This window comes from Pseudoalteromonas sp. H103, assembly GCF_001469205.1.
In the GTDB taxonomy this organism is placed as follows: Bacteria; Pseudomonadota; Gammaproteobacteria; order Enterobacterales; family Alteromonadaceae; genus Pseudoalteromonas; species Pseudoalteromonas carrageenovora.
In genome coordinates, this window is record NZ_LOFG01000017.1 from 257,875 (window position 1) to 282,688 (window position 24,814).

22 protein-coding genes and 2 tRNA genes are annotated in these 24,814 nt (G+C 38.6%); 9 read left to right on the forward strand and 15 right to left on the reverse strand.

Going from position 1 to position 24,814, the window contains the following annotated elements:
- Nucleotides 1–275: 275 nt before the first annotated feature.
- The 5 genes from ATS74_RS15520 to ATS74_RS15540 form a co-directional block, all read right to left on the reverse strand.
- Nucleotides 276–1,913 carry a sensor domain-containing diguanylate cyclase gene (locus ATS74_RS15520; protein ID WP_058549771.1) on the reverse strand — a complete coding sequence of 546 codons (1,638 nt, stop codon included), beginning with the start codon at nucleotides 1,911–1,913 and terminating at the stop codon, nucleotides 276–278.
- Nucleotides 1,914–2,238: 325 nt separating this feature from the next.
- Nucleotides 2,239–2,315 (reverse strand) — tRNA-Val (locus ATS74_RS15525).
- Between the two features lie 148 nt (nucleotides 2,316–2,463).
- Nucleotides 2,464–2,540 (reverse strand) — tRNA-Val (locus ATS74_RS15530).
- 113 nt (nucleotides 2,541–2,653) lie between these two features.
- Nucleotides 2,654–3,703, reverse strand: coding sequence for a DUF3080 family protein (locus ATS74_RS15535; RefSeq protein WP_058549805.1), 1,050 nt, complete (start codon nucleotides 3,701–3,703; stop codon nucleotides 2,654–2,656).
- Nucleotides 3,681–5,051, reverse strand: coding sequence for an MATE family efflux transporter (locus ATS74_RS15540; RefSeq protein ID WP_058549772.1), 1,371 nt, complete (start codon nucleotides 5,049–5,051; stop codon nucleotides 3,681–3,683). The genes ATS74_RS15535 and ATS74_RS15540 overlap by 23 nt, the downstream gene beginning before the upstream one ends.
- Before the next feature lie 128 nt (nucleotides 5,052–5,179).
- On the opposite strand from ATS74_RS15540, the gene ATS74_RS15545 reads away from it, so the two are divergent.
- Nucleotides 5,180–5,806 (forward strand): riboflavin synthase, encoded by a 627-nt coding sequence (locus ATS74_RS15545; RefSeq protein ID WP_058549773.1) that lies wholly within the window; start codon nucleotides 5,180–5,182, stop codon nucleotides 5,804–5,806.
- Here ATS74_RS15545 and ATS74_RS15550 read toward each other — a convergent pair.
- Entirely contained in the window at nucleotides 5,803–6,006 is a 204-nt protein-coding gene (locus ATS74_RS15550) for a CPXCG motif-containing cysteine-rich protein (RefSeq protein ID WP_058549774.1), read from the reverse strand. The genes ATS74_RS15545 and ATS74_RS15550 overlap by 4 nt on opposite strands.
- A 125-nt stretch (nucleotides 6,007–6,131) precedes the next feature.
- On the reverse strand, nucleotides 6,132–6,992 hold the full coding sequence (locus ATS74_RS15555; protein WP_058549775.1) for a fructosamine kinase family protein: 861 nt from the start codon (nucleotides 6,990–6,992) through the stop codon (nucleotides 6,132–6,134).
- Nucleotides 6,993–7,101: 109 nt separating this feature from the next.
- Here ATS74_RS15555 and ATS74_RS15560 point away from each other — a divergent pair, with 109 nt between their 5' ends.
- Complete coding sequence (locus tag ATS74_RS15560; protein ID WP_058549776.1) at nucleotides 7,102–7,794, forward strand: hypothetical protein; 693 nt, start codon at nucleotides 7,102–7,104, stop codon at nucleotides 7,792–7,794.
- 49 nt (nucleotides 7,795–7,843) lie between these two features.
- On the opposite strand, the gene ATS74_RS15565 is transcribed toward ATS74_RS15560, so the two are convergent.
- Entirely contained in the window at nucleotides 7,844–8,206 is a 363-nt protein-coding gene (locus ATS74_RS15565; protein WP_058549777.1) for a DUF3718 domain-containing protein, read from the reverse strand.
- 421 nt (nucleotides 8,207–8,627) lie between these two features.
- Here ATS74_RS15565 and ATS74_RS15570 point away from each other — a divergent pair, with 421 nt between their 5' ends.
- The 3 genes from ATS74_RS15570 to ATS74_RS15580 all read left to right on the forward strand — a co-directional run bounded on the left by ATS74_RS15570 (nucleotide 8,628) and on the right by ATS74_RS15580 (nucleotide 12,151).
- Nucleotides 8,628–9,413 (forward strand): hypothetical protein, encoded by a 786-nt coding sequence (locus tag ATS74_RS15570; RefSeq protein ID WP_058549778.1) that lies wholly within the window; start codon nucleotides 8,628–8,630, stop codon nucleotides 9,411–9,413.
- Nucleotides 9,414–9,513: 100 nt separating this feature from the next.
- Nucleotides 9,514–10,896, forward strand: coding sequence for an amidohydrolase (locus ATS74_RS15575; protein ID WP_058549779.1), 1,383 nt, complete (start codon nucleotides 9,514–9,516; stop codon nucleotides 10,894–10,896).
- Nucleotides 10,897–10,906: 10 nt separating this feature from the next.
- Entirely contained in the window at nucleotides 10,907–12,151 is a 1,245-nt protein-coding gene (locus tag ATS74_RS15580) for an amidohydrolase family protein (RefSeq protein WP_058549780.1), read from the forward strand.
- A gap of 145 nt (nucleotides 12,152–12,296) precedes the next feature.
- Here ATS74_RS15580 and ATS74_RS15585 read toward each other — a convergent pair whose 3' ends face one another.
- Nucleotides 12,297–14,519 carry an NADP-dependent isocitrate dehydrogenase gene (locus ATS74_RS15585; protein WP_058549781.1) on the reverse strand — a complete coding sequence of 741 codons (2,223 nt, stop codon included), beginning with the start codon at nucleotides 14,517–14,519 and terminating at the stop codon, nucleotides 12,297–12,299.
- A 526-nt stretch (nucleotides 14,520–15,045) separates the two neighbouring features.
- Nucleotides 15,046–15,264 carry a cold shock domain-containing protein CspD gene (cspD, locus tag ATS74_RS15590; protein WP_004586755.1) on the reverse strand — a complete coding sequence of 73 codons (219 nt, stop codon included), beginning with the start codon at nucleotides 15,262–15,264 and terminating at the stop codon, nucleotides 15,046–15,048.
- 208 nt (nucleotides 15,265–15,472) lie between these two features.
- Here cspD and clpS point away from each other — a divergent pair, with 208 nt between their 5' ends.
- Together clpS and clpA are read left to right on the forward strand one after the other, a co-directional pair.
- Nucleotides 15,473–15,781: an ATP-dependent Clp protease adapter ClpS gene (clpS, locus tag ATS74_RS15595; protein WP_082660643.1), complete on the forward strand. Its 309-nt coding sequence runs from the start codon at nucleotides 15,473–15,475 to the stop codon at nucleotides 15,779–15,781.
- 229 nt (nucleotides 15,782–16,010) lie between these two features.
- Nucleotides 16,011–18,272: an ATP-dependent Clp protease ATP-binding subunit ClpA gene (gene clpA, locus ATS74_RS15600; RefSeq protein WP_058549783.1), complete on the forward strand. Its 2,262-nt coding sequence runs from the start codon at nucleotides 16,011–16,013 to the stop codon at nucleotides 18,270–18,272.
- Nucleotides 18,273–18,467: 195 nt separating this feature from the next.
- On the opposite strand, the gene infA is transcribed toward clpA, so the two are convergent.
- The 4 genes from infA to trxB form a co-directional block, all read right to left on the reverse strand.
- Nucleotides 18,468–18,686 (reverse strand): translation initiation factor IF-1, encoded by a 219-nt coding sequence (gene infA / locus ATS74_RS15605; RefSeq protein ID WP_002962494.1) that lies wholly within the window; start codon nucleotides 18,684–18,686, stop codon nucleotides 18,468–18,470.
- Between the two features lie 90 nt (nucleotides 18,687–18,776).
- Nucleotides 18,777–19,481 (reverse strand): arginyltransferase, encoded by a 705-nt coding sequence (locus ATS74_RS15610; protein ID WP_058549784.1) that lies wholly within the window; start codon nucleotides 19,479–19,481, stop codon nucleotides 18,777–18,779.
- Complete coding sequence (gene aat / locus ATS74_RS15615) at nucleotides 19,474–20,190, reverse strand: leucyl/phenylalanyl-tRNA--protein transferase (RefSeq protein ID WP_058549785.1); 717 nt, start codon at nucleotides 20,188–20,190, stop codon at nucleotides 19,474–19,476. Before aat ends, ATS74_RS15610 begins: the two co-directional genes overlap by 8 nt.
- 96 nt (nucleotides 20,191–20,286) lie before the next feature.
- Nucleotides 20,287–21,237, reverse strand: a complete 951-nt coding sequence (gene trxB, locus ATS74_RS15620) for a thioredoxin-disulfide reductase (protein ID WP_058549786.1) — start codon at nucleotides 21,235–21,237, stop codon at nucleotides 20,287–20,289.
- A 287-nt stretch (nucleotides 21,238–21,524) separates the two neighbouring features.
- On the opposite strand from trxB, the gene pssA reads away from it, so the two are divergent.
- Nucleotides 21,525–22,850 (forward strand): CDP-diacylglycerol--serine O-phosphatidyltransferase, encoded by a 1,326-nt coding sequence (pssA, locus tag ATS74_RS15625; protein WP_058549787.1) that lies wholly within the window; start codon nucleotides 21,525–21,527, stop codon nucleotides 22,848–22,850.
- Nucleotides 22,851–22,944: 94 nt separating this feature from the next.
- Here pssA and ald read toward each other — a convergent pair whose 3' ends face one another.
- The gene (gene ald, locus ATS74_RS15630) at nucleotides 22,945–24,066 is read right to left on the reverse strand and encodes an alanine dehydrogenase (protein WP_058549788.1); all 1,122 of its coding nucleotides are present in this window, start codon (nucleotides 24,064–24,066) and stop codon (nucleotides 22,945–22,947) included.
- Between the two features lie 142 nt (nucleotides 24,067–24,208).
- Here ald and lrp point away from each other — a divergent pair, with 142 nt between their 5' ends.
- Entirely contained in the window at nucleotides 24,209–24,688 is a 480-nt protein-coding gene (gene lrp, locus ATS74_RS15635; protein ID WP_058549789.1) for a leucine-responsive transcriptional regulator Lrp, read from the forward strand.
- Nucleotides 24,689–24,814: the final 126 nt, after the last annotated feature.

Sequence of the window (24,814 nt, forward strand, 5' to 3'; positions counted from 1 at the left end):
TAATTAGTTAGTTTCCCAAAGTATAGGGGAATATTTTATTTAAATATCAGGGATTCTCGCGCAGAGGCGATTAAGGTTGCACGTAATGTGCGGATTAAAAAGGGGGGGGTGGTTGCCTAGGGCGGCGTAAGTTTCAAGAAAAAGCTCCTATTAGTTTGTGTTAACTGTAATACCTTGAAAATAACATAAACTAAAACCAAATTCTTTTAGTTTTTTATATTGAATGTAGTGATATGACTTGTTGATTACGTTTTATAACTTTGTAATTTATAACGTTAGCCCGCTTTAAGTTTGTGGGCAGACTTTAAACTGTACATGCGTTCATCGGCTAAGGTTAAGCATTCAGTATAATTTTGGCATTCATCGCTTGAAGCTATTCCATAACTAATGCCTGATTGTGGCCACTGTTGTTTAATAGTGTGATGGAGCGAATTTAGCTTTTCTTTGAGCGCTATTTTTATTTGGCTAAGCTCAGCTTTATTCGCTACTTTACATAGCCAAATAAACTCATCTCCTCCGGTTCTAAACACAGCTGTGTTATGTGGTACATGATTTTTCATTAAATTTGCTGCATTTACTAAAAATTCATCGCCTTTTGTATGCCCTAATGCATCATTTATTTTTTTGATGCCATCGCAATCTATAAACACAATTACGTAAGAAAAAATTGAGAGCTTGGTTAACTCATCATCTAATAATAAGCGATTTCCTACTTGAGTTAGCGGGTCAAAGCGCGATTGATAAAGTATGGTGTTAAATTCGTGCTGCTTTAATTTTAGCCACTCAGATAAAGACAATAGTATGCATACACAATCTATAGCCAAGGCACTAAGTACAAAGATTTCGGATGATGAAGCGTTTATCATATTAAAATGAAACGCGACATAAACAACCAAAGATAGGCTATAAAGTAAGTTACCAAATAAAAAGTACTTAGCTCTAAAGTCGTTTAAGCTTAACATTGCAAAGCCTGTTGTTATGCTAAGCATCACCCATGTTGCAGCTAATAAATGCGCAACATAAAACACAATGTAAAACGGCATAAACACACTGCACACACCACATACAAGCGATGCATAAGTAAAATATTTTAACGCACTACCTAGTTTATTTGTTTTTTCTTTATCAAAATTAAACAAGTAGTAGGTATAGGCTGAGGCGCAACTGATTGCAAAAGCAAATAAGTACATGCCTAAATAGTGTTTATTAAAAGTAGGGCTAGCATATATTGCGTTTAAAGCACCCGACGCAAAAGCCCAACCTAGACCATGCAAGCCTACATAACCTGCACAAAACAATGCGACTTTTTGCTTTACTCTTAAAAACATTACAAAGGCCATAACAGCAAGTGTAAGCATGACCGAAATAGCGATAAGAGTTAATGAGTTTACATAAAATTGGTGATGCAAAAATGCAGGTTCGCTTAATATTTTTAAATCAACTGGGGTTGGATAGTGCTTAGCATCTAAATATATCCATAAATAGCCTTTACCAGCGCTCGCAAAAGGCAACTTAAAAGCTTGGCCATGCATTATAATAGCGGGTTGGTTAATGTGAGATTGCGAAAAATCAGCAAGCTTAATTAAATCCCCGTTATCACTTTGCCAATAGGCCACACCAACGTCGATAAAATTAGCTTGTGGGAGTATGTACCAATCTGAGGGGGTATTACTTTGAAGCGCTATTTTAGTCACAACAGCGTCGCTTTTTCCAAGTAAGTTATTTGTTTCAGTACTGTTTCTGTATAATGAAACTACTTGCTCTACAGATGGAGCAGTACCTGATGATGTAGTGGGCCGCCATAAGTTATCATCGCTGAGAGTCGTTGTATCAGTATTCAGAGGGAGTGCACCGGTATAAGTACTAAACAAAGTACATAAAAATAATAGTGCTAAAACAACAACCCGATCCATATGAATACCCACTTTCCAATCTCACAAAGTGATTATATGCAATTTGTAAATAAATAGCATATAAATCAATCAAAATAACTATTTAAGGTGAAGGCGTAAAATTAAAACGTATAGGTTATTTTATTTGTATTACTTAAAGTAGTACGACTGAGTGGATTCGAACTACTGACCTTTGGACCGGGTGAACAAGAGTAGGTAGTGCTTTCTCTTTGGATTTATTATTACTTTGAAGTGGTACGACTGAGTGGATTCGAACTACTGACCTTTGGACCGGGTGATCAAGAGTAGGTAGTGCTTTTTCTTTGGATTTATTATTGCTTTGAAGTGGTACGACTGAGTGGATTCGAACCACCGACCCCTACCATGTCAAGGTAGTGCTCTAACCAACTGAGCTACAGTCGTACAATTTTTGAATTCATAAATAAATTTATTCTCTGATTTTAGAATAAATATTGGTACGACTGAGTGGATTTGAACTACAGACCTTTGGACCGAGTGATCAAGAGTAGGTAGTGTTTTGTTCCTTCAGTGATACTTTTTTCTTAAGTGTTGGTACGACTGAGTGGATTCGAACCACCGACCCCTACCATGTCAAGGTAGTGCTCTAACCAACTGAGCTACAGTCGTATTACTTTATTTAAGTAGGTGTTAATTGCTTAACAACGGCGGCTAATATATAGCGTGGCGGTTGGTGAATCAAGCAAGTTTGTTATTTTTAAGTTTATTTGTCGTTTTTTTATTCATATTGGGCTTATTTCACACGTTTTATAAAAACCTTGCCACCAAATTACATGATTTTTAGCAGAGCTTTTTAGTAAGTTCAGTAAGTTATTGCTTGATTTAAGTTTTATTAAGTTATTAATCGGCTCGCTTGTAATGCTTTGTTTAAACCACAGTTCTTTGTAAAGCGGTTGTAGCTCTTCTAAATAACCTGTGAGTTGTGCTTGATAAGGCTGAATATCTTTTAAATAAAACTTTTGAAATACATTACTTATTATTTTGGCTTTTTTATTGTTTTTTCCCACTGGGCAAAGGTCATTTAAGTTTAGTGTTTTTACAAACTTTGTAGCACTATTATTTAACACCACTTGCGTGCGAGCTGATTGAATTAGCGCTTGATTAAATTGATACTTGTTTAACTGCTCAAGAGCACTAAAAATAGCATTCGCGTTTATACTATCAAACTCTTGACTGCTTATTTTTTGTTTTATGGCAACCAGCTGTTTAAGGGCATGTAAAGTATCGCTGTAACCTGCAGGCTCTTTACTTAGCTCGGTTGATGTTAATTGCCATGTTTGGTTAAGCTCTCGTTCTTTAAAAAGCATGGTATTAAAATAGTGCATTAGATGCGTTTGTTTGTAGGTTTTAGCTTTTTGTATTTTACTGAAAATAAAGCTGTTTTTATCAATCGAGTTTAAGCAAACCTGTGCGCTTTGTATAAAATTTATCTGATACTTAAGTTGACTAGCAGCACCAGCCGTTTTACCTAATTGGTTATTGTGCTCACTGATTAATACGTTTAATTTGCAGTGGCTGATACCTGCAAGTTCAACAATACCTAAAGTGATATTATTTTTTTCAAGTGGTGCAGGGGGCAATAACGACAGTTGCTTAAGTGGGGTAGGCTCAACAGCAGCCACATCAAGTGTACTGCTTAAGCGTTCAACATAGGTTTTATTAGTATCGCTTGGGGCTTTAATACAGCCAACCAGCAAAAAACTGCACAGTATTAGTAAAGTAACCAATACTGTGCAGTCTGAGAGCATGCTAGCTTTTACTGAGTGCTTCATAATTACTAAACTCATACTTAAGGCGTTTATGTACTGTGAGCATTAAGAATATAGCCGCAACACTTAGGCCAACTATTATTCCTACCCAAAAGCCATGAGGCCCCATGGCTGGTACAATTATATCTGTTCTCGCCAATACGAAACCTAAGCAAAAGCCGATTAACCAATATGATATAAACGTAATGTACGATATTGGTGTTGTGTATTTTAATCCTCTTAATATGCCATTAGCCGCAACTTGTAGCGCATCAGGTAATTGATAAATACACGCCAAAATCATGATTGATGAGGCCAATGCTAACACCGCAGGGCTGTCGCTATACATTTGGCTTATATAGTCTCTGCCTGTAAATGTAATGAGTGCCAAAAATAACGCAATAGCAATAGCTAAAATATAGCTGGTAGAAACCGCTACTTTTAATTGCGTCATATTATTTTGGCCAAACAAGTTACCAATGCGAATACTAATAGCGATTGATAGGCTCAGGGGCATCATGAAAAGTAATGTAGTAACACTTGCAGCTATTTGATGCCCTGATACCGCAACGGCACCTAAATGTGCAATAAATAAAGGGATACATGCGAATAAAGTCACCTCAAAAAAAGTGGCTAACGATATAGGTATACCCAGCTTTGTTATAATACCAATAGTACTAAAGTTAGGCTTTTCGAATGATGAAAGTAGCCCTTTAGCGTCTATTTTTTTACTCATTTGGCAATAGGTTACTTGGGCTATGGCCATAATAGTTAAAACGATAGCGGTAGCAATACCGCAACCCGCACCGCCGTAAGCCGGTAAGCCAAATAAGCCATTTATAAATATGTAATTAACCGGAATATTTACAGCGAGCCCCAGTAGGCTGATATAAAACGCGGGTTTGGTCATACCCATGCCTTCGGTCACGTTTCTATAAACTGTAAATATTAAAAAGCCAAATACTCCCCATTTTACAAAGTGAATGTAATCGTAAGCTAAATTAGCAATCGCTGGGCTGGTATCGAGTTTAAAAATAATGGTATCGGCTAAATAGCTTATCGCAAAGCCGGTAAAACTTAAAATAGCGGTTAAATACAGCGCTTGTTGAAAATAGTGGCTAATGCCTTTTCTGTCATCCGCACCTGAAAACTGCGCAATAATACCGGTAAGGGCTAATAAAATCCCTTGTAAAGCCAGTAATAAAGGGTTCCAAATACCCGTAGCAATAGAAAGCGCGGCCAAGTCGGTTGGGCTTACTTGTCCGGCCATAATAGTGTCGACCACCGACATTAAAATAAGTGTGACTTGCGCTAAAAAAACAGGTAAAGCAAGGGAAAGTAAACGCTTAGCTTCCCAATTACAAAAGGTCATAAAAACAGCTATTAGATTAAACAGGCGGCAATTGTAATCTATTGTGTTTCAAATAAAAATCACAGTAGTGAATGATTTTGCGAGTTGATACGTTAAACTATCACTTTGTAATAATTTAAAGTGATTTTATGTTTACAGGAATTGTGCAAACACAAGCGACCGTTGTATCTAAAGTGTTGAATGAAGGCGTTATTCGCTTAGTGGTGTCGGTAGGTGATGAGTATGTTAAGCACCTTGATTTAGGGGCGAGCATTGCAATTAATGGCTGCTGTTTAACCGTTGTTAAAGTTGAACTAAGTAACCACGATGTAGTGGCGCAAGTTCACTTTGATGTGATTGACGAAACGCTGGCGCTTACAAACTTAGGCGAGTTAGAGTTAGGGAGCTTAGTTAATTATGAGCGTTCTGTAACGTTTGGTACTGAGCTTGGTGGGCATATAGTGTCGGGGCATATCCACTGTGCGGCACAAATAAGCCAAATAATTAAAGTGCAAAGTAACTGTAAAATACAGCTTAGTTTACCTAAAAAATGGCAAAAATATGTGATCTACAAAGGGTTTGTAGCTATTAATGGCGCAAGCCTAACTGTTGGTGAGGTAGATGAACACGGTTTTTGGTTACACTTGATCCCCGAAACACTGGCTATTACGAATTTAGGGTCAGCGCAAGTAGGCGATAAGCTAAACATTGAGGTAGATCAGCAAACCTACACCATAATTAATACGGTCGAAAACTACTTACGCCACCAAGGCTAGAATATTTGTTCATTATCGCTGTCTATATGTAACTCTAGCTTTTTATTCGCATGGTCAATGTGCATGTTTAAATGGATAGGGTTACAGCAAGCGCTGCACTCTTCAATGTAGTCTTGATCGCCCATACTTGCGTCTATATCTAAATGTATATGGTTGCCGCAATGTGGGCAGGTGATACGTTGTGATAAAAAGTCTTTCATAATCACTCCCGCTATAAATAATAAAGTTAGGTCCAACTTAATCGCTGACAGATGAACCTCTACTTACTCATTAAATATAGCGCTGAAATGTAGCTTATGACACTTATTTTACAGCTTTAAAATGCTTAACTAAGCAGCCTATCGATATGTTGTTTTGCTTCAGTAAGATAGTGCCCTGCGAATATATTAGCGTGATTTAAAATAGGGTATAACTGGTATATGAGTTTGCGTTTTTCGTAGTTTGGAGAAAGCGGGTAGTGCTTGTTATAGGCGTTATAGAAGTCGTTAGGTAATGGCGCAAATAATTCGCTCATTGCCATATCAACCTCGCGGTCACCGTAATAACAAGCTGGGTTAAATAAAGTGGGTATATCTTTAATAAACCCCATATTCCCACGCCAAAAATCACCATGTAAAAGAGAAGGCTCTATATGATGATTATGTAGCTGCTCTTTAACTAAATTTATTATGCGATCAGGTTCAACTAGGTTTATGTTTTTTTCAGCTAGGAGTTGTAGTTGCCAGCCAATGCGCTCTTCTGCGTAAAATACATCCCACTTTTTATGCCATCTATTTGGTTGCACAGTGGTGGCTAAATAGTTATCTACATCAAAGCCATACATAGCTTGAGGGTGCTTTTGATGCAGCATTGCAAGGTGCTTTCCCATATCATCCCAGCGCGTATGTGGCTGCTTATCGAGTACGAGCCATTCGAGCACAATAAACGAAAACTCAATGTTAGCACCTGTTACAATACAATCAGGTACCATAAATATACTGTTTTGTGTAAGAAGCTTAAGGCCTACAGCTTCGCTTTCAAGGCGTTCAAGCTCGCTTTTAAGCGCTATTTTAACTAAATAATTATGAGTACCATTGGTTAAATGAAAGAGTTTATCGGTATTTGTACTTTGCAATTGGCGCTTATAAGTGTGTTTAAAGTCATAATGAATGGCTTGGCTAATGTGCTCGTTTACAGTTTTCCACATATCTGTTGCTCGCCTTTTAAACAGGTATTTAAACTATGGCAAAAAAGTATTAATTTAACAAACTAATCGTTGTAAAATTAACGATATAAAAAATACTAATGGAGCACTAATGAATAAGAGTTTTATCACTAATTTGCTAGCTGGCGCGTGTGTAGTGGCAGGTTACTTTTTTGACCAACCAATTGTGTTGTCGGTTGGCTTATTTGCCCTCTCTGGTGCGGTTACAAATTTATTAGCTATTCATATGCTATTTGAAAAAGTCCCTTTTTTATACGGCTCTGGTGTTATAGCGCTAAAGTTTGAGAGCTTTAAAGTAGCAATTCGTGATTTAATATTGACTGAGTTTTTTTCAGAGCAAAAAATCAATAATCTGCTCAATAAAGCACAGCCAAATATCGACTTTACACCCATTATTAGTAACGTTGATTTAAATCCTGCATTTGACAATTTATTAGAGGTCATAGAGCAGTCTCAGTTTGGCAGCATGCTAGGTATGTTTGGTGGCACAGCCGCCATTGAGCCAATGCGTGAAAAATTTATAGAAAAAATGCAATTGTCGCTTAGTGAGATTTCTCAAACTGACAACTTTAAAGCATTAGTAAACCAAACACTCTCACAAGGTAATAGCGCACAAAGCTTACACGTTACGGTACTTAAATTAGTGGATGAGCGTTTAGATGAGTTAACACCTAAAATGGTGAAAGAAATTATTCAAACTATGATCCGTGAGCACTTAGGTTGGTTAGTGGTGTGGGGTGGTGTATTTGGTGGCTTATTTGGTTTAATCGCAGCTGTTATATAATAAAACTAAGCCTGATTATAAACAGGCTTAGTCTTGCATTAACGCCATACTATTTTGGTCCTGTAATAATTACTTTTTCAGGGTTAAATGTTTTTGCTATATCTTTAATTGACGTACGGGTACTGGTATCAATATTTAAATAGTTAGCGCTTTTATCTAAATTATATAATGTGACAAAGTCACCCATTGATAAGTTATTGCATTCAAGCTTTTTGCTTATAACCGCTTTACTAATATTTAAATTACGTGATGTTTTACGAAGTACATGCGCTTTATTAGCCGCTACAGCCATACATGCTTGTGTACCAGCTGATGAATCAGTAGCTTCAAATTGAACTGCCAAAGCAGGAGTTACTAATAGTGTTGCGGCAACTACCAACGTTGTACATAAACTAGCTTTTAATGTATTCATAATTATTCCTCATTGTTTGTGGTTCAGCTTTATTATTGAGCTATTTAATCTAAAAAGCTGTTAACCAAACGCAACAAGGTGTAAGCATGTATGTGAAAAATACACACTTTACGTAGGTGCTTGAATATATACTTTTTAAAATGTGTTTTTTGACACACTTAAGTAAAATTATTTTATAGCGACCAATTTTATAAATAACATAATCATTCTATCGTATTAAATAGCGCATTCACTGCGTTAAAAATGTTTCGTGTAGAATAACTACACGTCATAATTTTTCCTTGTTATTGCGCTATTTTCTTAACGAAATAATAGGCCACTAATTTAATGTAATTGGTATAACTTATTTTTTCAGGCTGTTATTATCGCCTCCATTATTTGTGATGTTTTATTAATTAGCGCGTATTTATTAGGAGCACCAGTGAGCAAAACGTTAGCAAGCTATTATCAGCAAGCGTATGCATGTGAGCACAAGCATTTTAATCAATGTTTTTATTGTGGCTGCGAAGCAACAGAGCGAGACCATTGCCCGCCGCTGCATATGCTACAAAGCATTATAGATTTGGGCGAAGAAGCCGATTTTGTATCAATTGCTGCTTGTTATGAGTGCCATGCACTATTACATAACGAAAGGCTCATGAGCATAGATGAGCGCTTCACTAAGCTTAAAAAAAAGCTCTCAAGCAAATATGCAAAAGCGCTGCGCGTTTATAATATGTGGGAAGAAAGCGAACTTGGCGAAATGAGCGACGAATTTGCACACAGCATTCAAGCGGGTATGAAGCTAGGAAAAGAAGCATCAGAGCGCTTAGCTTTTACAGGCTTCAGTTATGCCACAGAAGAAGCGCGTGTAACCGTGCGCGAAAAAACCAAAGAGTTTGATGTAGAAGGCATGATTTTTACTGACTTTAAAGAAGCGTTAAACTACTGCATTAATAGTCTTAAAGTACAAAAAAGTGACTTTTATAAAATTTTAGTTGAAGACTACAACGGCGACTTTAACAAAGCGTTAAGCCAATATCGTCATCGTCACGATAAAGTAACCGCAGCGAAAGACGGTAATACTTTAATTAAAGATTTTTCAAAGCAGCATAAGCAAAACTCAGATTTTGTAACACGTACCGTTAAACACTTTATGAGCAAAGATCCGTCACTTACGACTGAAGGTGCGCTTGAAAAATTGTATAACAATTATATAAAAAAATAATTACAGTCATTTAACTCAATTAATCGCTTTTTTACCTGTTTTTTTAGCTTTATTACTTAGCTTTAGCTAAAGTAGCAAAAAAACAGGAGAACCTAACAACATGCAAAAATTTGCTCCCTCATTGTTAGCAGTTGGTTTAGCTGCTGCACTTGTTGGTTGCCAAGAAAATGGCCCACAAGATCCAAAAATAACAATCAATAAAAACCCTTACCCAAGTACTTACAAACCAGTAGCGACTAGTAGCACATTAATCACAAACGCCACTGTACTTACCGGTACTGGTGAGCGTTTAGATGAAACGGATGTTTTACTTGTTGATGGTAAAGTACAGCAAGTAGGCAAAGACTTATCTGCTAATGCAGATACTACAATTGACGCAATGGGCAAATGGGTAACCCCAGGAATTATTGATGTCCACTCTCATCTAGGCGCCTACCCAAGCCCATCGGTTGAGTCGCATCAAGATGGTAACGAAATGACGAGCCCGAATACTGCTGAGGTATGGGTAGAGCATTCTGTGTGGCCACAAGACCCTGGCTTTAACCGCGCTCGTGAAGGCGGTATTACCTCATTACAAATTTTACCAGGCTCAGCTAACTTATTTGGCGGCCGAGGCGTTACGCTTAAAAACGTACCAGCGCATACCATGCAAGCAATGAAATTCCCTGAAGCGCCAAATGGTTTAAAAATGGCGTGTGGTGAAAACCCTAAACGTGTTTATGGCCGTCAAGGTACATTACCTTCAACCCGTATGGGTAACATGGCAGGTTACCGTATGGCTTGGGCAGAAGCACAAGAATATAAGCGCGCATGGGACAAGTACGACGCTGATTACGAAGCAGGCTTAAACCCAGAAGCACCCGTTCGCGACATTAAGCACGATACTCTTCGAGCGGTACTTGAAGGTGAAGTATTAATTCACAACCATTGTTATAAAGCTGAAGAAATGGCCATGATGATTGACCTTTCTAAAGAATTTAACTACCACGCTGGTACATTTCATCACGGTGTAGAGGCTTACAAAATTGCCGATCTTCTCGCTGATAACGGTTCATGTGCTGCACTTTGGCCTGATTGGTGGGGCTTTAAAATGGAAGCGTACGACATGGTTCAAGAAAACGTAGCTATTGTAGATGCGGTTAAAAACTCATGTGCGGTTGTGCACTCAGATTCTGATACAACCATTCAACGCTTAAACCAAGAAGCCGGTAAAGTAATGTTCCGCGCAAACGAAAATGGTTTTGATATTTCTGAGCAGCATGCCATTAAATGGATCACCTCTAATGCAGCTAAATCTTTAGGTATTGAAGATAAAACAGGGTCGCTTGAAGCAGGTAAACAAGGCGATGTGGTTATTTGGAATCAAAGCCCATTTAGTGTTTACGCAAAAGCAGAGCAAGTGTTTGTAGATGGTGCAAAAGTTTATGATAGAAACGATAGCGCATTCCAAGCACAAAGTGATTTTATGTTAGGCCAACAATAAGGAGCCCAGAATGAAAAATTTATCACGTTCGTTTTCGCTATCTCTGGTTGCTGCTGGATTATTAGCCTCAGGTGCGGCAAGTGCCCAATCGCTTGCTATTGTTAATGCAACACTTCATACCTCATCAGAGCAAGGCGTTATAGAAAACGCTAGTATAGTAATGGATAACGGAAAAATTACCGCCATTAACCCAACACAAGTGCAAGCAGATAAAGTTATTGATGTAAAAGGTCAAATTGTAACACCTGGCTTTATTGCAAGTATTAATCAGCTTGGCCTTGTTGAAGTGAGTGCAGTTGCAGGCTCTCGCGATGCAGGCGAAGAAAAAGCGGGTATTGATTTTGATGTAAGCCTTGCTTATAACGCCCATTCTAGCTTAATACCTTATGCGCGTAAGGGCGGGGTTACACGCGATGTAATAACTCCTCACGGTGGCGACAGTATTTTTTCGGGCCTTGCGAGTGTTGTTGATTTAAGTGGTAGTTTTGATAGCGACATTCAAAAACAAGCCGCTTTAATTGTTTATTTAGGAGAACGCAGCAAAGGTTCCCGTGCATTTACATTGCAAACGCTTATTAATAAGCTTGAAGAGCACCAAACTAAAGCGGCTAAAAAGCCTAAAAAAGATGACGACAGCAAGCCAAGTACTGAAGATAAAGTAATGGCTAAAGTACTTAGCGGCGATATGCCACTTGTAGTAGGTGTATCGCGAGCGGCAGATATTATTGAGCTTCTTAAGGTTAAAAAGCAGTTTGGTATTAATCTAGTGCTAAATGGTGCGCAAGATGCTGTAGTAGTAAAAGAAAAGCTAGCTCAAGCACAAGTGCCAGTAATTATTAGTGCAATGGACAGCTTACCTTCAAGCTTTGACTCACTTCATGCAAGTTTAGATAACGCAGCCGTGCTTGAAAAAGCCGGAGTAAAGGTTATTTTAACGGTAGGCGGGGATGCCAGCCATAATATTTACCAGCTTCGTTTTGATGCCGGTAATGCAGTTTCGTACGGCATGAGCCAGCAAGGTGCACTTAATGCTGTTACATCCAATGTAGCCGACGTATTTGGCATAAATGCAGGTAGCCTTGAAGTAGGTAAAGCTGCCGATGTGGTTGTATGGAGTAACGACCCATTTGAGCTAAGTAGCCATGTAAGTAAAATGATTATTAACGGTGAAGAGGTTTCTACACAGTCGCGCCAAGATAAACTACGTGAGCGTTACACTACAGATTCAACAATGCCGCGTGCTTATACAAAATAATTAATATAGCTTTAATTATCCAAAATTCAGGTTAATTATTAAAGGCCGCTACTTTAAAGTTAAAGTAGCGGCCTTTTTATATAAAATGAAGACACAAAAAAACCGCTTACTTTAAAAGTAAGCGGTTTTTTAATTTAATCTAAAATTATACTAATTTAGATAAAATTTCGTTAAATGTAGCACTTGGGCGCATTGCTTTAAATGCAGCATCATCATTTGGTTGGAAGTAACCAGATAAGTCTACAGCAGGGCCTTGAGCTTCATTAAGCTCGCTTACGATTTGATCTTTTTGTGTCTCTAAATCGTTAGCAATTTGAGTGAACTGCGCTTTAAGCTCACTGTCTTCGTCTTGCTTAGCAAGCTCTTGAGCCCAAAATAAAGATAAGAAGAAATGAGAACCACGGTTATCAATTTCTTTTACTTTACGTGAAGGCGACTTGTTTTGTGCAAGGAAAGTACCTGTTGCTTTATCTAGTGTATCAGCAAGTACTTGTGCTTTTTTGTTACCAGCAGTCACACTTAAGTGTTCAAGTGATGCAGCAAGTGCTAAAAATTCACCTAGAGAATCCCAACGTAAGTGATTTTCTTTTTCGAATTGCTGAACGTGCTTAGGTGCAGAACCACCCGCGCCAGTTTCAAATAAGCCACCACCATTCATAAGTGGAACAATTGAAAGCATTTTAGCACTTGTACCCAACTCTAAAATTGGGAATAAATCTGTTAGGTAATCACGTAGTACGTTACCTGTTACAGAAATAGTGTCTTTACCTTCTTTAATACGCGCTAAAGAGAAAAGTGTTGCTTCAAGCGGTGCTAAAATTTGAATATCTAGGCCAGCAGTGTCGTGATCTGGTAGGTATTTGTTCACTTTTTTGATTAGTTGTGCATCGTGAGCACGGTTTTCGTCTAACCAAAAAATTGCAGGAACGCCAGTTGCACGTGCACGGTTTACTGCAAGTTTAACCCAGTCTTGGATTGGTGCATCTTTAACCTGACACATTCTCCAAATATCGCCTTGCTCAACAGTGTGCTCAAGTAAAGTAGCGCCATTTGCATCAACAACACGGATAGAACCGTCAGCTTTTGCTTCAAACGTTTTATCGTGCGAACCGTACTCTTCAGCTTTTTGAGCCATAAGGCCAACGTTTGGAACGCTACCCATAGTTGTTGGATCAAAGGCGCCGTTTTCTTTACAAAAATCAATAGTTGCTTGGTAAACACCTGAGTAACAACGATCTGGAATTACAAAGCTTGTGTCTTGTAATTTACCATCGTTATTCCACATTTGACCGCTTGAACGGATTGCAGCAGGCATAGACGCATCAATGATCACATCACTTGGCACGTGTAAGTTTGTAATGCCACGGTCAGAATCAACCATAGCAATTGCAGGACGGTTTGCGTAAACAGCTTGAATATCTGCTTCAATTTCTTCGCGCTTAGCGTCGTCTAATGTTTGAATTTTAGAGTATACGTCGCCTAAACCATTATTTACATCAACACCTAGCTCTTCAAAAAGCTCACCGTGTTTAGCAAATACATCTTTGTAGAATACTTTAACAGCGTGACCAAAAATAATTGGATCAGACACTTTCATCATTGTCGCTTTCATATGAAGCGAGAATAAAACGCCTTTTTCTTTAGCTGCATCAATTTCTGCTGCTAGAAACGTTTGAAGCTTAGAAGCGCTGATGCGTGATGCATCAATAACTTCACCAGCTAAAAGTGGTGTGCTTTGCTTAAGTACAGTTACGTCGCCGTTAGTAGCTACATGTTCAATACGAACGTCGGTTGCAGTATCTACAGTAACTGATTGCTCAGAACCAAAGAAATCGCCTTCGTTCATGCTTGCAACGTATGACTGTGAATCTTTGCTCCATGCACCCATTGAATGAGGATTGTTACGTGCATATTCTTTAACAGAACCTGGCGCGCGACGATCAGAGTTACCTTCACGTAATACAGGGTTTACCGCACTACCTTTAATTTTATCGTAAGTCGCTTGGATTGCTTTTTCTTCATCGTTTTTAGGCTCAGAAGGGTATTCAGGTAACGCGTAACCTTTAGCTTGTAGCTCTTTAATTACTGCGCGAAGCTGTGGAACAGATGCACTGATATTTGGTAGTTTGATGATGTTAGCTTCTGGTGTTTTTGCTAATTCGCCAAGCTCTGCAAGTGCATCATTAATGCGTTGCTCTGGTGTTAAGTAATCAGGGAAGTTTGCAATTACACGACCTGCTAATGAGATATCGCGAGTTTCAACTTCAACACCTGCCGCATTAGTATAGGCTTGGATAATTGGTAACAACGAGTAAGTTGCTAGTGCCGGAGCTTCGTCCGTTTTTGTATAGATAATTTTTGATGTCATCATCATTCCTAGATAGTAGGCCAAAGGCCTTATTCAACAATGCAAAGGAACTCATTAAGCTTGAGAAGCCGTATCAACTCTCAAATAATGAATAGTTTGTTAGGTGTTGGTACTCATTATTGCCTTTTAATAAAGCAGAATAACCACACCTGACGAACTGGGTTCCTGTTTATAATTCAACGAATAAAACGCTACACTTAACCACTAAATTGGTTTTAGTGGTATTAGCCTTTAGCATAGGAAGTTCCTAATACAAAAACACTTAGGTAATTGCGATGTTAATACGTTGTTTTTAGCACCAAGAGTGTAACAAGCTTGGCTAAAAAGGGCTAGGTTTTGAACTTGCCAACAAGTATATAAATAGCTCTGTGTTAGAACATTGGGGTATATAAAATAAATTCAAGGAAAAGGGTTGAAATTACGTAAAATGAGGCAATAAATGACAGTAGAAGCAAAGAAGTGTGTTTTGAAGGATTAAGCGAGGATCTAAATTAGGTCACTCGCTTTTAGTGGAACAAAGTTGCAATCACTCTAAAATGTCACCGTTAGGGGCAATGTTTTTAGCATGAAGGCCTTTAGGACCTTGTTCTAATTCGAATGTTACATCTTGACCAGCTTTAAGTGTCTTATAACCGTCCATTACGATCGTTGAGTAATGAGCGAAAATATCATTCTCGCAGCCGTCTTCTACGATGAAACCAAAACCTTTGGCGTTGTTGAACCATTTGACTTTACCACAAGCCATACTTCTACATCCTTCTATAAGTTGACTAATTTAGTTATTCTAAACCGTATAATTTGCTAGACTGACTAAGGTTTAATCAATCTATATTTGACTGTAGTTTATTTAGCCAATCAGTCAAGTGTTTTAAGTTATTTTTTAACATTTTATTTATTTTTTATTCAAGTTTGCTTGAGTTCCAAAGACAAGACTATATTTAATTATGAGTGGTATGAAAGATTCAGGTGTTATAGACACAGTTCGCGATAGTGAAAAGCAAAAGCTTCAGCCACCGCGAAAATACAAAGTTGTTTTAAATAACGACGACTACACGCCAATGGACTTTGTAATAGAAGTTCTGATGACGTTTTTTAATATGGATAGCGATAGAGCAACCGACGTGATGCTTCAAATTCATGAAAAAGGTAAAGGTATATGCGGGGTTTACAGCCTCGACGTAGCCCATACCAAAGCTGAACAAGTTAACCGCTACTCGCGGGATAACGAGCATCCACTGCTTTGTAGTTGTGAGCAGGAATAAATACCAATTTTATTAAAAAGTGATCATTTAAGCGGATTAAATAACTTATTAACTTCGTTAAAAATTATTCATATAGAACAACTATATTTGTAATTTTTTCCTTGTAACTAAGCTATTTACTCATCGCTATAATAGCCACTAATTTAATGCAATTGGTATAAATACCAATTAGGGTGATCAAACATCCAATTGATGTGGTATAAATTATTATCTCAGTAAGGGGTTGCCAATGCTAAACAAAGACTTAGAACTAACCTTAAATGCCGCGTTTCGTGAAGCGCGCACTCGCCGTCATGAGTTTATGACCGTAGAGCACCTTTTACTTGCGCTTTTAGATAACCCGTCAGCGGGGGAAGCATTAAACGCGTGCGGTGTTGATATTTCAGGCCTAAAAACTGAACTATTAGAGTTTATCGACGAAACCACGCCGGTAATTCCAGATTTAGAAGAAGAGCGCGAAACTCAGCCTACACTTGGCTTTCAACGAGTCCTCCAGCGTGCAGTTTTTCATGTTCAATCATCAGGAAAAAATGAAGTAACAGGCGTAAACGTTTTGGTTGCTATTTTTTCAGAGCAAGAAAGCCAAGCCGTATATTTACTTAAAAAGAGCGATATTTCTCGCTTAGATATTGTTAACTTTATTTCTCATGGCATTTCAAAGGCAGATGATGAGTTAGGTGACGACACCGACGACATTCATGAAGAAGTGCAAGAAGTACAAAACGAAGAAGCAAGCAAACTAGATAGCTTTACTACTAATTTAAACGTTCAAGCTCGTGATGGTCATATTGACCCATTAATTGGTCGGGATAGCGAAGTAGAGCGCACAGTACAAGTATTGTGTCGCCGTAAAAAGAATAACCCGTTACTTGTAGGTGAAGCAGGGGTTGGTAAAACAGCCATTGCAGAAGGCCTTGCGTATCGAATTGTTAACGAGCAAGTACCTGAGGTAATTGCTGATGCAGTTGTTTACTCTCTTGATATGGGCGCATTGCTGGCGGGCACTAAATACCGTGGGGATTTTGAAAAACGCTTTAAAAGTTTATTAAAAGAGCTGCAAGCAAAACCAGGCTCGATTTTATTTATTGATGAAATACACACAATTATTGGTGCAGGTGCAGCTTCGGGCGGCGTAATGGATGCATCAAACTTATTAAAACCACTACTTTCTAGTGGGCAATTACGTTGTATGGGCTCAACTACATACAATGAATATAAAAATATCTTTGAGAAAGACCGCGCATTGGTTCGCCGCTTTCAAAAAATTGATGTACTTGAACCAAGTGTTGCCGATACCACTAAAATATTAAATGGCTTAAAAGAGCGTTACGAAGAGCATCATGGTATTCGTTATACACAAAAAGCCCTTAAAGCAGCCGCTGAGCTAAGCGCTAAGTACATTAATGAGCGTCACTTACCTGACAAAGCCATTGATGTAATAGACGAAGCCGGTGCAAATCAGCGCTTGCAACCTAGCTCTAAGCGTAAAAAAACCATTGGTGTATCAGATATTGAGTTGATCATATCTAAAATGGCACGTATTCCACCGCAAAATGTGTCATCAACAGATAAAGAAACGCTTAAAAACCTTGATCGTAATCTTAAAATGTTGGTATTTGGGCAAGACCAATCTATTGACGCTCTTACATCAGCTATTAGATTATCTCGTTCAGGACTTGCGAACGAAGATAAACCAGTGGGTTCTTTCTTATTTGCAGGCCCAACGGGTGTAGGTAAAACAGAAGTCACTAAACAGCTAGCTAAATGTATGGGTGTTGAGTTTATTCGTTTTGATATGTCTGAGTACGTTGAGCGCCATGCGGTGAGTCGTTTAATTGGTGCACCACCAGGCTACGTAGGGTTTGAGCAAGGCGGATTATTAACCGAAGCTGTAATTAAAAATCCACATGCGGTTGTACTTTTGGATGAAATTGAAAAAGCACATCCAGATATTTACAATATTTTGCTGCAAGTAATGGATCACGGTACGTTAACCGACAACAACGGCCGCAAAGCCGACTTTAGAAATGTGGTTGTAGTAATGACTACCAATGCAGGTGTGCAAGAAACAACGCGCAAATCTATTGGCTTTAGTGAGCAAGACCATACGCACGATGCAATGGGCGAAATTAATAAAGTATTCTCGCCAGAATTTAGAAACCGCTTAGATAACATTATTTGGTTTAACCACCTTGAAAAAGACGTTATTTTACAAGTTGTGGATAAATTTGTTGTTGAGCTGCAAACGCAATTAGATAAGAAGTCAGTTAATTTAGAACTTACATCTAAAGCGCGCGAATGGCTTGCAGACAAAGGTTATGATAAAGCAATGGGAGCGCGACCTATGGCGCGTGTTCTTCAAGAAGAGCTTAAAAAACCACTGGCCAACGAAATTTTATTTGGTCAACTTATTGATGGCGGCACAGTTAAAGTGTCTGTTAAAGATAAAAAAATACGCTTTGATTATGAAAGTAATTTAACACCAGCGTAACTAGCTTTGTAAAAATAAAATAGCTCGCTTATAGCGAGCTATTTTTTTGCTTTTTACAGGCAACAAAAAACCCAGCAAAAGCTGGGTTTTTTGTTTATTAAATGTAATTGCTAGTAAGTACCATCAATTACATTTAATAAACGCTTAAAGCTAGTTATGCACTAGCCAAAAACTAAATCTCGTTTACGCACTTACTTAGCGAGCACGGAATACGATACGACCTTTCGATAAATCGTAAGGAGTCATTTCTACCGTTACTTTATCGCCGGTTAAAATACGGATATAGTTTTTGCGCATTTTACCTGAAATATGAGCCACAACTACGTGACCATTTTCTAGCTCAACTCGGAACATTGTATTTGGTAAAGTATCAAGGACTGTCCCTTGCATTTCGATTACGTCTTCTTTCGCCATGTTTAGCGTAACACCTCTTTAATAGTTAAACGCTGCAGATTTTGCCCAAAATACGCCAATAAGTAAAGGCGCTGGGGGCATTTTTGCAAATTAAATAGCCAACCACTCATCATTAACCTGTTTTTGTGCGGGCAAAAACTGAGTTTTGTACTTCATTTTGTCGCATTCGTCTATTTGGTAGCCCAAATACACAAATTCTTTATTTTGTTCTTTAGCAAATTTAAGCTGCTGTAAAATCATTACCGAGCCTAAACTATAGTGCTCAAAGTCGGGGTCAAAAAACGTATAAATAGCCGATATAGCGTTGTTCATACAATCTGTTACCGCAACGGCCACTAACGTATCTTGATGCCATAACTCTATAAATGTGATCTCTAGCCAGCTGCATAATAAAAAGCTCTGGAACTGCGTTTTATCAGGAGGGTACATAGAGCCATCGCTATGGCGTAAGCTTATATATTTACTGTAGAGCGGATAGTATTGCTCACGCTCAACACTTGAATACCTAACCTCAAATGCTGAATTTGCTTTGTTTTGTTTACGTTTTTGCGATTTTGATGGAATAAATTGTTGCGCTAATACTCGTACTGAGTTGCACTCGCTACAAATAGGGCAGTGCGGGCGATAAATCTGGTTACCGCTGCGGCGAAAGCCTAACGCTAATAGTTGTTCAAATTTATCAGTTGTATAACAACTTGGATCTAAAATCACCAAAAGCTGTTCTTGTCGATCGGGTAGATAGCTACAAGCAAACTCTTGGCTTAAGCCAACGCGTGCCGGAAGATGTTCATTCATAAATTGCGTTTAGCTCCTGCGGTTCCCACATTGTTTGGTCAACACAATAACTGTGTGCTTTTTTGAGTTTAGTCAAAAATTCTGAGCGGGGGATTACTTTTGCACCTAAAGAAGTTAAATAAGGGTTTTCTAGTTGGCAATCTATAAAATGTGCATTATTACGTTTTAGCCAATTAACCAACGCCCACATCGCAAGCTTCGAGCAGTTGGTTTGATGATGAAACATCGATTCGCCACAAAATACACCATTTTGCATAATGCCATAAAGGCCACCTGCTAGTTCACCATCACGCCAAACTTCAACACTGTGTGCAATACCAGCCTCGTGTGCATCTTTGTAAGCGTCAATCATATCTTGAGTGATCCAAGTGCCCTCGGTATCAATGCGTTGCTCACAGCACGCTTCAATCACTTCAGCAAATGCATTATTAAGCGTGACTTTTACGGGGTGCTTTTTTAAATGCTTTCGCAGACTCTTACTTATATGAAACTCATTAAGCTCTACAATGCCACGCTCGCTTGGCGACCACCACATAATGGGCTCGTTTTCACTAAACCACGGAAAAATACCATTTTTGTAAGCATTACTTAAACGAGCAACTGATAAATCACCGCCTATTGCCAGTAACCCATCAGGAGAGGTGAGTGCATATTCAGGATGTGGAAATGCTATATCGTTTTCACTTAATTGGTATAGCTGGTTTCTCATACATTGCTTAATTTATTAATTATCTTAAAAGTGTAACTATATTTTAGGCATAAAAAAAGGCTGAATTATCAGCCCTTTCTAAATTATTTAGCGTGATTACAGATTATCTAGGAAACGTTCTGCATCAAGGGCTGCCATACAGCCTGTACCCGCTGATGTGATTGCTTGACGATAAATATGGTCAGATACATCACCTGCAGCAAAAACGCCTGCTACGCTTGTTTGAGTGGCGTTACCGTTAAGGCCTGACTCAACAACTAAATAGCCGTCTTTCATTTCTAGTTGGCCTTCAAACATATCTGTGTTTGGTTTATGGCCAATAGCAATAAATACACCCGCTAAATCAAGCTCTTCAGTAGCATCTGAGTGTGCGTCTTTAATACGCACACCAGTTACGCCCATTTGATCGCCAAGTACTTCATCTAAAGTACGATTGTAGTGTAGTACTACATTACCATTTTGTGCTTTTTCAGCTAAACGATCAGCAAGAATTTTTTCACTGCGGAAACTATCACGACGGTGAATAACATGAACTTCATCAGCAATGTTAGATAAATAAAGCGCTTCTTCAACCGCTGTATTACCACCGCCTACTACTGCAACTTTTTGACCTTTATAGAAGAAGCCATCACACGTAGCACAAGCTGAAACACCACGACCTTGGAAATTAGTTTCAGACTCTAAACCTAAGTACTTAGCAGATGCGCCTGTTGCAATAATTAATGCGTCACATGTGTAAGTGCCTTGATCGCCAGTTAATGTGAAAGGGCGTTTAGATACATCAACTTTATTAATGTGATCAAAAACAATTTCAGTTTCAAAGCGTTCAGCGTGCTCTTTCATACGGTCCATTAACGCAGGACCTGTTAAGCCGTGTGCATCGCCAGGCCAGTTTTCAACTTCGGTAGTCGTTGTTAATTGACCACCTTGTTGAATACCTGTAATTAAAACAGGGTTTAAATTTGCACGGGCTGCGTATACTGCGGCTGTGTAACCAGCGGGGCCTGAGCCTAAAATAAGTAACTTACAATGTTTTGCTTCAGTCATGATCTTTTCCTAAACGTTTAATTCTGAACTTAATGGCTTCGATTCTAAGAAAAACAAGGCACAAGTAAACAAATTCCGTGATTATTTTTTTCAGCAAATCGAAAAGCTGTGCAGTATTGTGTACTAGTACTATGTGCTTTTACAGTTAATACGTTAAAGTAGCTCAATAAATAGACTAACAGGCAACAAAACAACGTTAATTCATGACCACCTTGAATTTTTTTGTTATGTTTTACCTAATTTTATTTGTCACTGATAGATTATGTGACCTAAGCGAATAGGCAACTATGTTATTTTGGCAGGAAAAACCCGCATTTGGGTTGACTTCAAAAGACGTTAACGTCTTAACCAATGCGCAAGATTACCGCACGCAATTACTACGTTTAATTGCTAACGCAAAAAAGCGAATTTACATTACAGCGTTGTATTTACAAGACGACGAAGCAGGGCGCGAAATTTTAGAAGCGCTTCATCGCGTGTCATTAGCAAACCCTGCACTTGAAATAAAAGTGCTGGTAGATTTTCATCGCGCGCAACGCGGCCTTATTGGCGCCGAAAAATCAGACGGTAACGCAAGTTTATATTGTGACTTCTTAGAAAAATTTAAATCAAACGTTCAGGTTTACGGTGTACCTGTAAAAGCTAAAGAGCTCTTTGGCGTATTACACTTAAAAGGTTTTGTAATTGACGATACCTTACTTTACAGCGGTGCAAGCTTAAATAATGTGTATTTGCAATATAACGAGCGCTACAGGCTCGACCGCTACTTTTTAGTGACGCAAAACGAGCTGTGTGATTCTGTAGTCGACTTTATAGAGTCTCAACTGCTTAGCTCTATTGCTGTTCCAAGAATTGATTCTCGTCCACTTAAACGTTTAATCGACTTTAAGCTTGAACAAAAGCAATTAATGCGCGATCTAAAATCAGCAAGTTATAAATCGGCCGAGCAAAAAAATACACAGCCGTTAGGTGTACGTTTGTTTTTAGGGCTAGGGCGACGTAATAATGAGCTAAACCGTATTATAAAAGCTTTGTTTGATACTACAGAACAAGAGCTTGTTCTTTATACTCCGTATTTTAACTTTCCGGCACCGCTAATGCGCTCTCTGCGCCGGTTATTAAAACAAGGTAAGCAAGTTACTATTGTTGTAGGCGATAAAACAGCAAATGACTTTTACTTACCGCCAAGTGAGCCATTTAGTAAAATTGGTGCACTGCCGTATTTATACGAAACTATTTTGCACAAATTTGTAAAATCGCAAAAACGTCATATTGATAACGGTAATTTAAATGTGTACTTGTGGAAAGATGAAAGCAACTCTTTTCATTTAAAGGGCATTTGCTCTGACCGCACTAAGCATTTATTAAGCGGGCATAACTTAAACCCACGTGCGTGGGGGCTGGATATAGAAAACGGTATTTTAATTGATGATGCTGAGCAAACAATCATGCCAGCAATAGAAACCGAAAAGCAGGAAATACTAAAACACTGCCGCCGTTTAACTGGCCCCGATGACTTAGAGACAATGGACGATTACCCGCAACCGGTTAAAAAATTACTCGGCCAGGCTAAACGTGTAAAAGTAGATTTTATAATTAAGCGTTTTATATAAATCAATCCATAAAATTTAGACACAAAAAAAGCAGCTAACTAGCTGCTTTTTTATTGCTTATAGTTAGGTAATTACCTAACTATAAAACACATACTTATGCGTTTTCTACTGCAGTGCGTGGGTCAACATATTCCATGTTGAACGCTTCTGCTACTTCTTTGTATGTAACTTGGCCTTTAATTACGTTTAAGCCTTTTAAGAAGTGAGCGTCATCAAGTAGTGCCTTTTTGTAACCTTTGTTTGCAAGGTTAATAATGAAAGGCAATGTTGCATTGTTAAGTGCAAAAGTAGATGTACGTGGAACAGCGCCAGGCATGTTAGCAACACAGTAGTGAACAACTTCATCAACGATGAAAGTAGGATCAGCATGTGTAGTTGCTTTAGAAGTAGCAATACAGCCACCTTGGTCAATGGCAACATCAACAATTGCAGAGCCAGGCTTCATTGCTTTGATGTGATCAGCTGTTACTAGCTTAGGTGCCGCTGCACCAGGAATTAGTACGCCACCAATTACTAGGTCTGCTTCTAGTACATGTTTTTCAAGAGCGTCAGCAGTAGAGTAAATAGCTTTTACTTTATTACCAAATTGCGCGTCTAATGCACGAAGTACATCAATGTTACGATCAAGAACAACAACGTCTGCGCCCATGCCAACAGCCATTTGCGCTGCGCTGCGACCAACCATGCCGCCGCCAATTACAACAACCTTAGCAGCTTCAACACCTGGTACGCCACCAAGTAGCATGCCACGACCGTGGTTAGATTTTTCAAGTGCTTGTGCACCAGCTTGAATAGACATACGACCAGCAACTTCACTCATAGGTGCAAGAAGCGGTAAACCGCCACGCGCATCTGTTACTGTTTCGTATGCGATACAAATCGCTTTGCTTTTAACAAGGTCTTCAGTTTGTGGAAGATCAGGTGCAAGGTGAAGATAAGTAAATAAAATTTGGTCTTCACGTAGCATTGCACGTTCAACAGCTTGTGGCTCTTTTACTTTTACGATCATATCTGCTTTAGCAAAAACATCAGCAGCAGTTGCTAAAATTTCAGCGCCAGCTAGTGTGTAATCTTCGTTTGTAAAACCAATGCCCATACCTGCATCTGTTTCAACAATCACTTGGTGGCCGTGATTTACTAATTCACGAACACTCGCAGGAACCATACCTACACGGTATTCATGGTTTTTAATTTCTTTAGGTACACCAATAATCATAAAATTTGCCTTATTAAGAACGGATTTATATTTTCCACTATTATATTCATGATAAGGCAGTGTGTCTCACCTTTTTTAAATGATAGGCTAGTGTTATTATCTAAATAATAAGAATAAACAGAATAAAAAACTAGTTGGGTGTATGCATCAGTTATTAGATAGAATTGACCGTAAAATTTTAATGGAATTACAACACGATGGGCGACTTTCTAATGTAGAACTGGCCCGACGAGTTGGCCTGAGCGCTACGCCCTGTCTAGAACGAGTAAAAAAGCTAGAACGAGAAGGCTATATATTAGGTTACAAAGCTGTGGTCGATCCTGCCAAGCTTGGGCAGGGGTTATCTGTTTATGTAGAAGTGACAATTACTAAAACATCTCCTGATGTATTTGACGAATTTAGTGCAGCCGTTAAAAAGCACGAAGAAATAATAGAATGCCATTTAGTGTCGGGTAATTTCGATTTTTTATTAAAAACGCGAGTTAACGATATGTCGGAATACCGAGGTGTTTTAGGCGATATACTTTTGAAACTTCCTAACGTAAGCGAAAGCCGAACTTATGTAGTAATGGAAGAGGTAAAAGGTGAGCAAGGTGTAATTATTCGCCCTTATATTGATTAAGAGCTTTACTTACGCGTTGGTATATTTATTTTTACGCTTAAATAATAAAAACTTGTTCATAATCAGGCCATACAAACTAAGATAAAGTGCATCAAATTGCATTTCCTGCTAAGGTATTTGACTGCT

What these genes read in the sequence shown, in the direction of transcription:
- pssA (WP_058549787.1), top strand. Translation starts at nt 21,525, where the DNA reads ATGTTATTTTGGCAGGAAAAACCCGCATTTGGGTTGACTTCAAAAGAC.
- clpA (WP_058549783.1), top strand. Translation starts at nt 16,011, where the DNA reads ATGCTAAACAAAGACTTAGAACTAACCTTAAATGCCGCGTTTCGTGAA.
- infA (WP_002962494.1), bottom strand. Translation starts at nt 18,686, where the DNA reads ATGGCGAAAGAAGACGTAATCGAAATGCAAGGGACAGTCCTTGATACT.
- ATS74_RS15535 (WP_058549805.1), bottom strand. Translation starts at nt 3,703, where the DNA reads ATGAAGCACTCAGTAAAAGCTAGCATGCTCTCAGACTGCACAGTATTG.
- ATS74_RS15565 (WP_058549777.1), bottom strand. Translation starts at nt 8,206, where the DNA reads ATGAATACATTAAAAGCTAGTTTATGTACAACGTTGGTAGTTGCCGCA.
- ald (WP_058549788.1), bottom strand. Translation starts at nt 24,066, where the DNA reads ATGATTATTGGTGTACCTAAAGAAATTAAAAACCATGAATACCGTGTA.
- trxB (WP_058549786.1), bottom strand. Translation starts at nt 21,237, where the DNA reads ATGACTGAAGCAAAACATTGTAAGTTACTTATTTTAGGCTCAGGCCCC.
- ATS74_RS15580 (WP_058549780.1), top strand. Translation starts at nt 10,907, where the DNA reads ATGAAAAATTTATCACGTTCGTTTTCGCTATCTCTGGTTGCTGCTGGA.
- ATS74_RS15555 (WP_058549775.1), bottom strand. Translation starts at nt 6,992, where the DNA reads ATGTGGAAAACTGTAAACGAGCACATTAGCCAAGCCATTCATTATGAC.
- aat (WP_058549785.1), bottom strand. Translation starts at nt 20,190, where the DNA reads ATGAGAAACCAGCTATACCAATTAAGTGAAAACGATATAGCATTTCCA.
- ATS74_RS15540 (WP_058549772.1), bottom strand. Translation starts at nt 5,051, where the DNA reads ATGACCTTTTGTAATTGGGAAGCTAAGCGTTTACTTTCCCTTGCTTTA.
- ATS74_RS15575 (WP_058549779.1), top strand. Translation starts at nt 9,514, where the DNA reads ATGCAAAAATTTGCTCCCTCATTGTTAGCAGTTGGTTTAGCTGCTGCA.
- cspD (WP_004586755.1), bottom strand. Translation starts at nt 15,264, where the DNA reads ATGGCTTGTGGTAAAGTCAAATGGTTCAACAACGCCAAAGGTTTTGGT.
- ATS74_RS15610 (WP_058549784.1), bottom strand. Translation starts at nt 19,481, where the DNA reads ATGAATGAACATCTTCCGGCACGCGTTGGCTTAAGCCAAGAGTTTGCT.
- ATS74_RS15585 (WP_058549781.1), bottom strand. Translation starts at nt 14,519, where the DNA reads ATGACATCAAAAATTATCTATACAAAAACGGACGAAGCTCCGGCACTA.
- ATS74_RS15560 (WP_058549776.1), top strand. Translation starts at nt 7,102, where the DNA reads ATGAATAAGAGTTTTATCACTAATTTGCTAGCTGGCGCGTGTGTAGTG.
- ATS74_RS15545 (WP_058549773.1), top strand. Translation starts at nt 5,180, where the DNA reads ATGTTTACAGGAATTGTGCAAACACAAGCGACCGTTGTATCTAAAGTG.
- ATS74_RS15550 (WP_058549774.1), bottom strand. Translation starts at nt 6,006, where the DNA reads ATGAAAGACTTTTTATCACAACGTATCACCTGCCCACATTGCGGCAAC.
- lrp (WP_058549789.1), top strand. Translation starts at nt 24,209, where the DNA reads ATGCATCAGTTATTAGATAGAATTGACCGTAAAATTTTAATGGAATTA.
- ATS74_RS15520 (WP_058549771.1), bottom strand. Translation starts at nt 1,913, where the DNA reads ATGGATCGGGTTGTTGTTTTAGCACTATTATTTTTATGTACTTTGTTT.
- clpS (WP_082660643.1), top strand. Translation starts at nt 15,473, where the DNA reads ATGAAAGATTCAGGTGTTATAGACACAGTTCGCGATAGTGAAAAGCAA.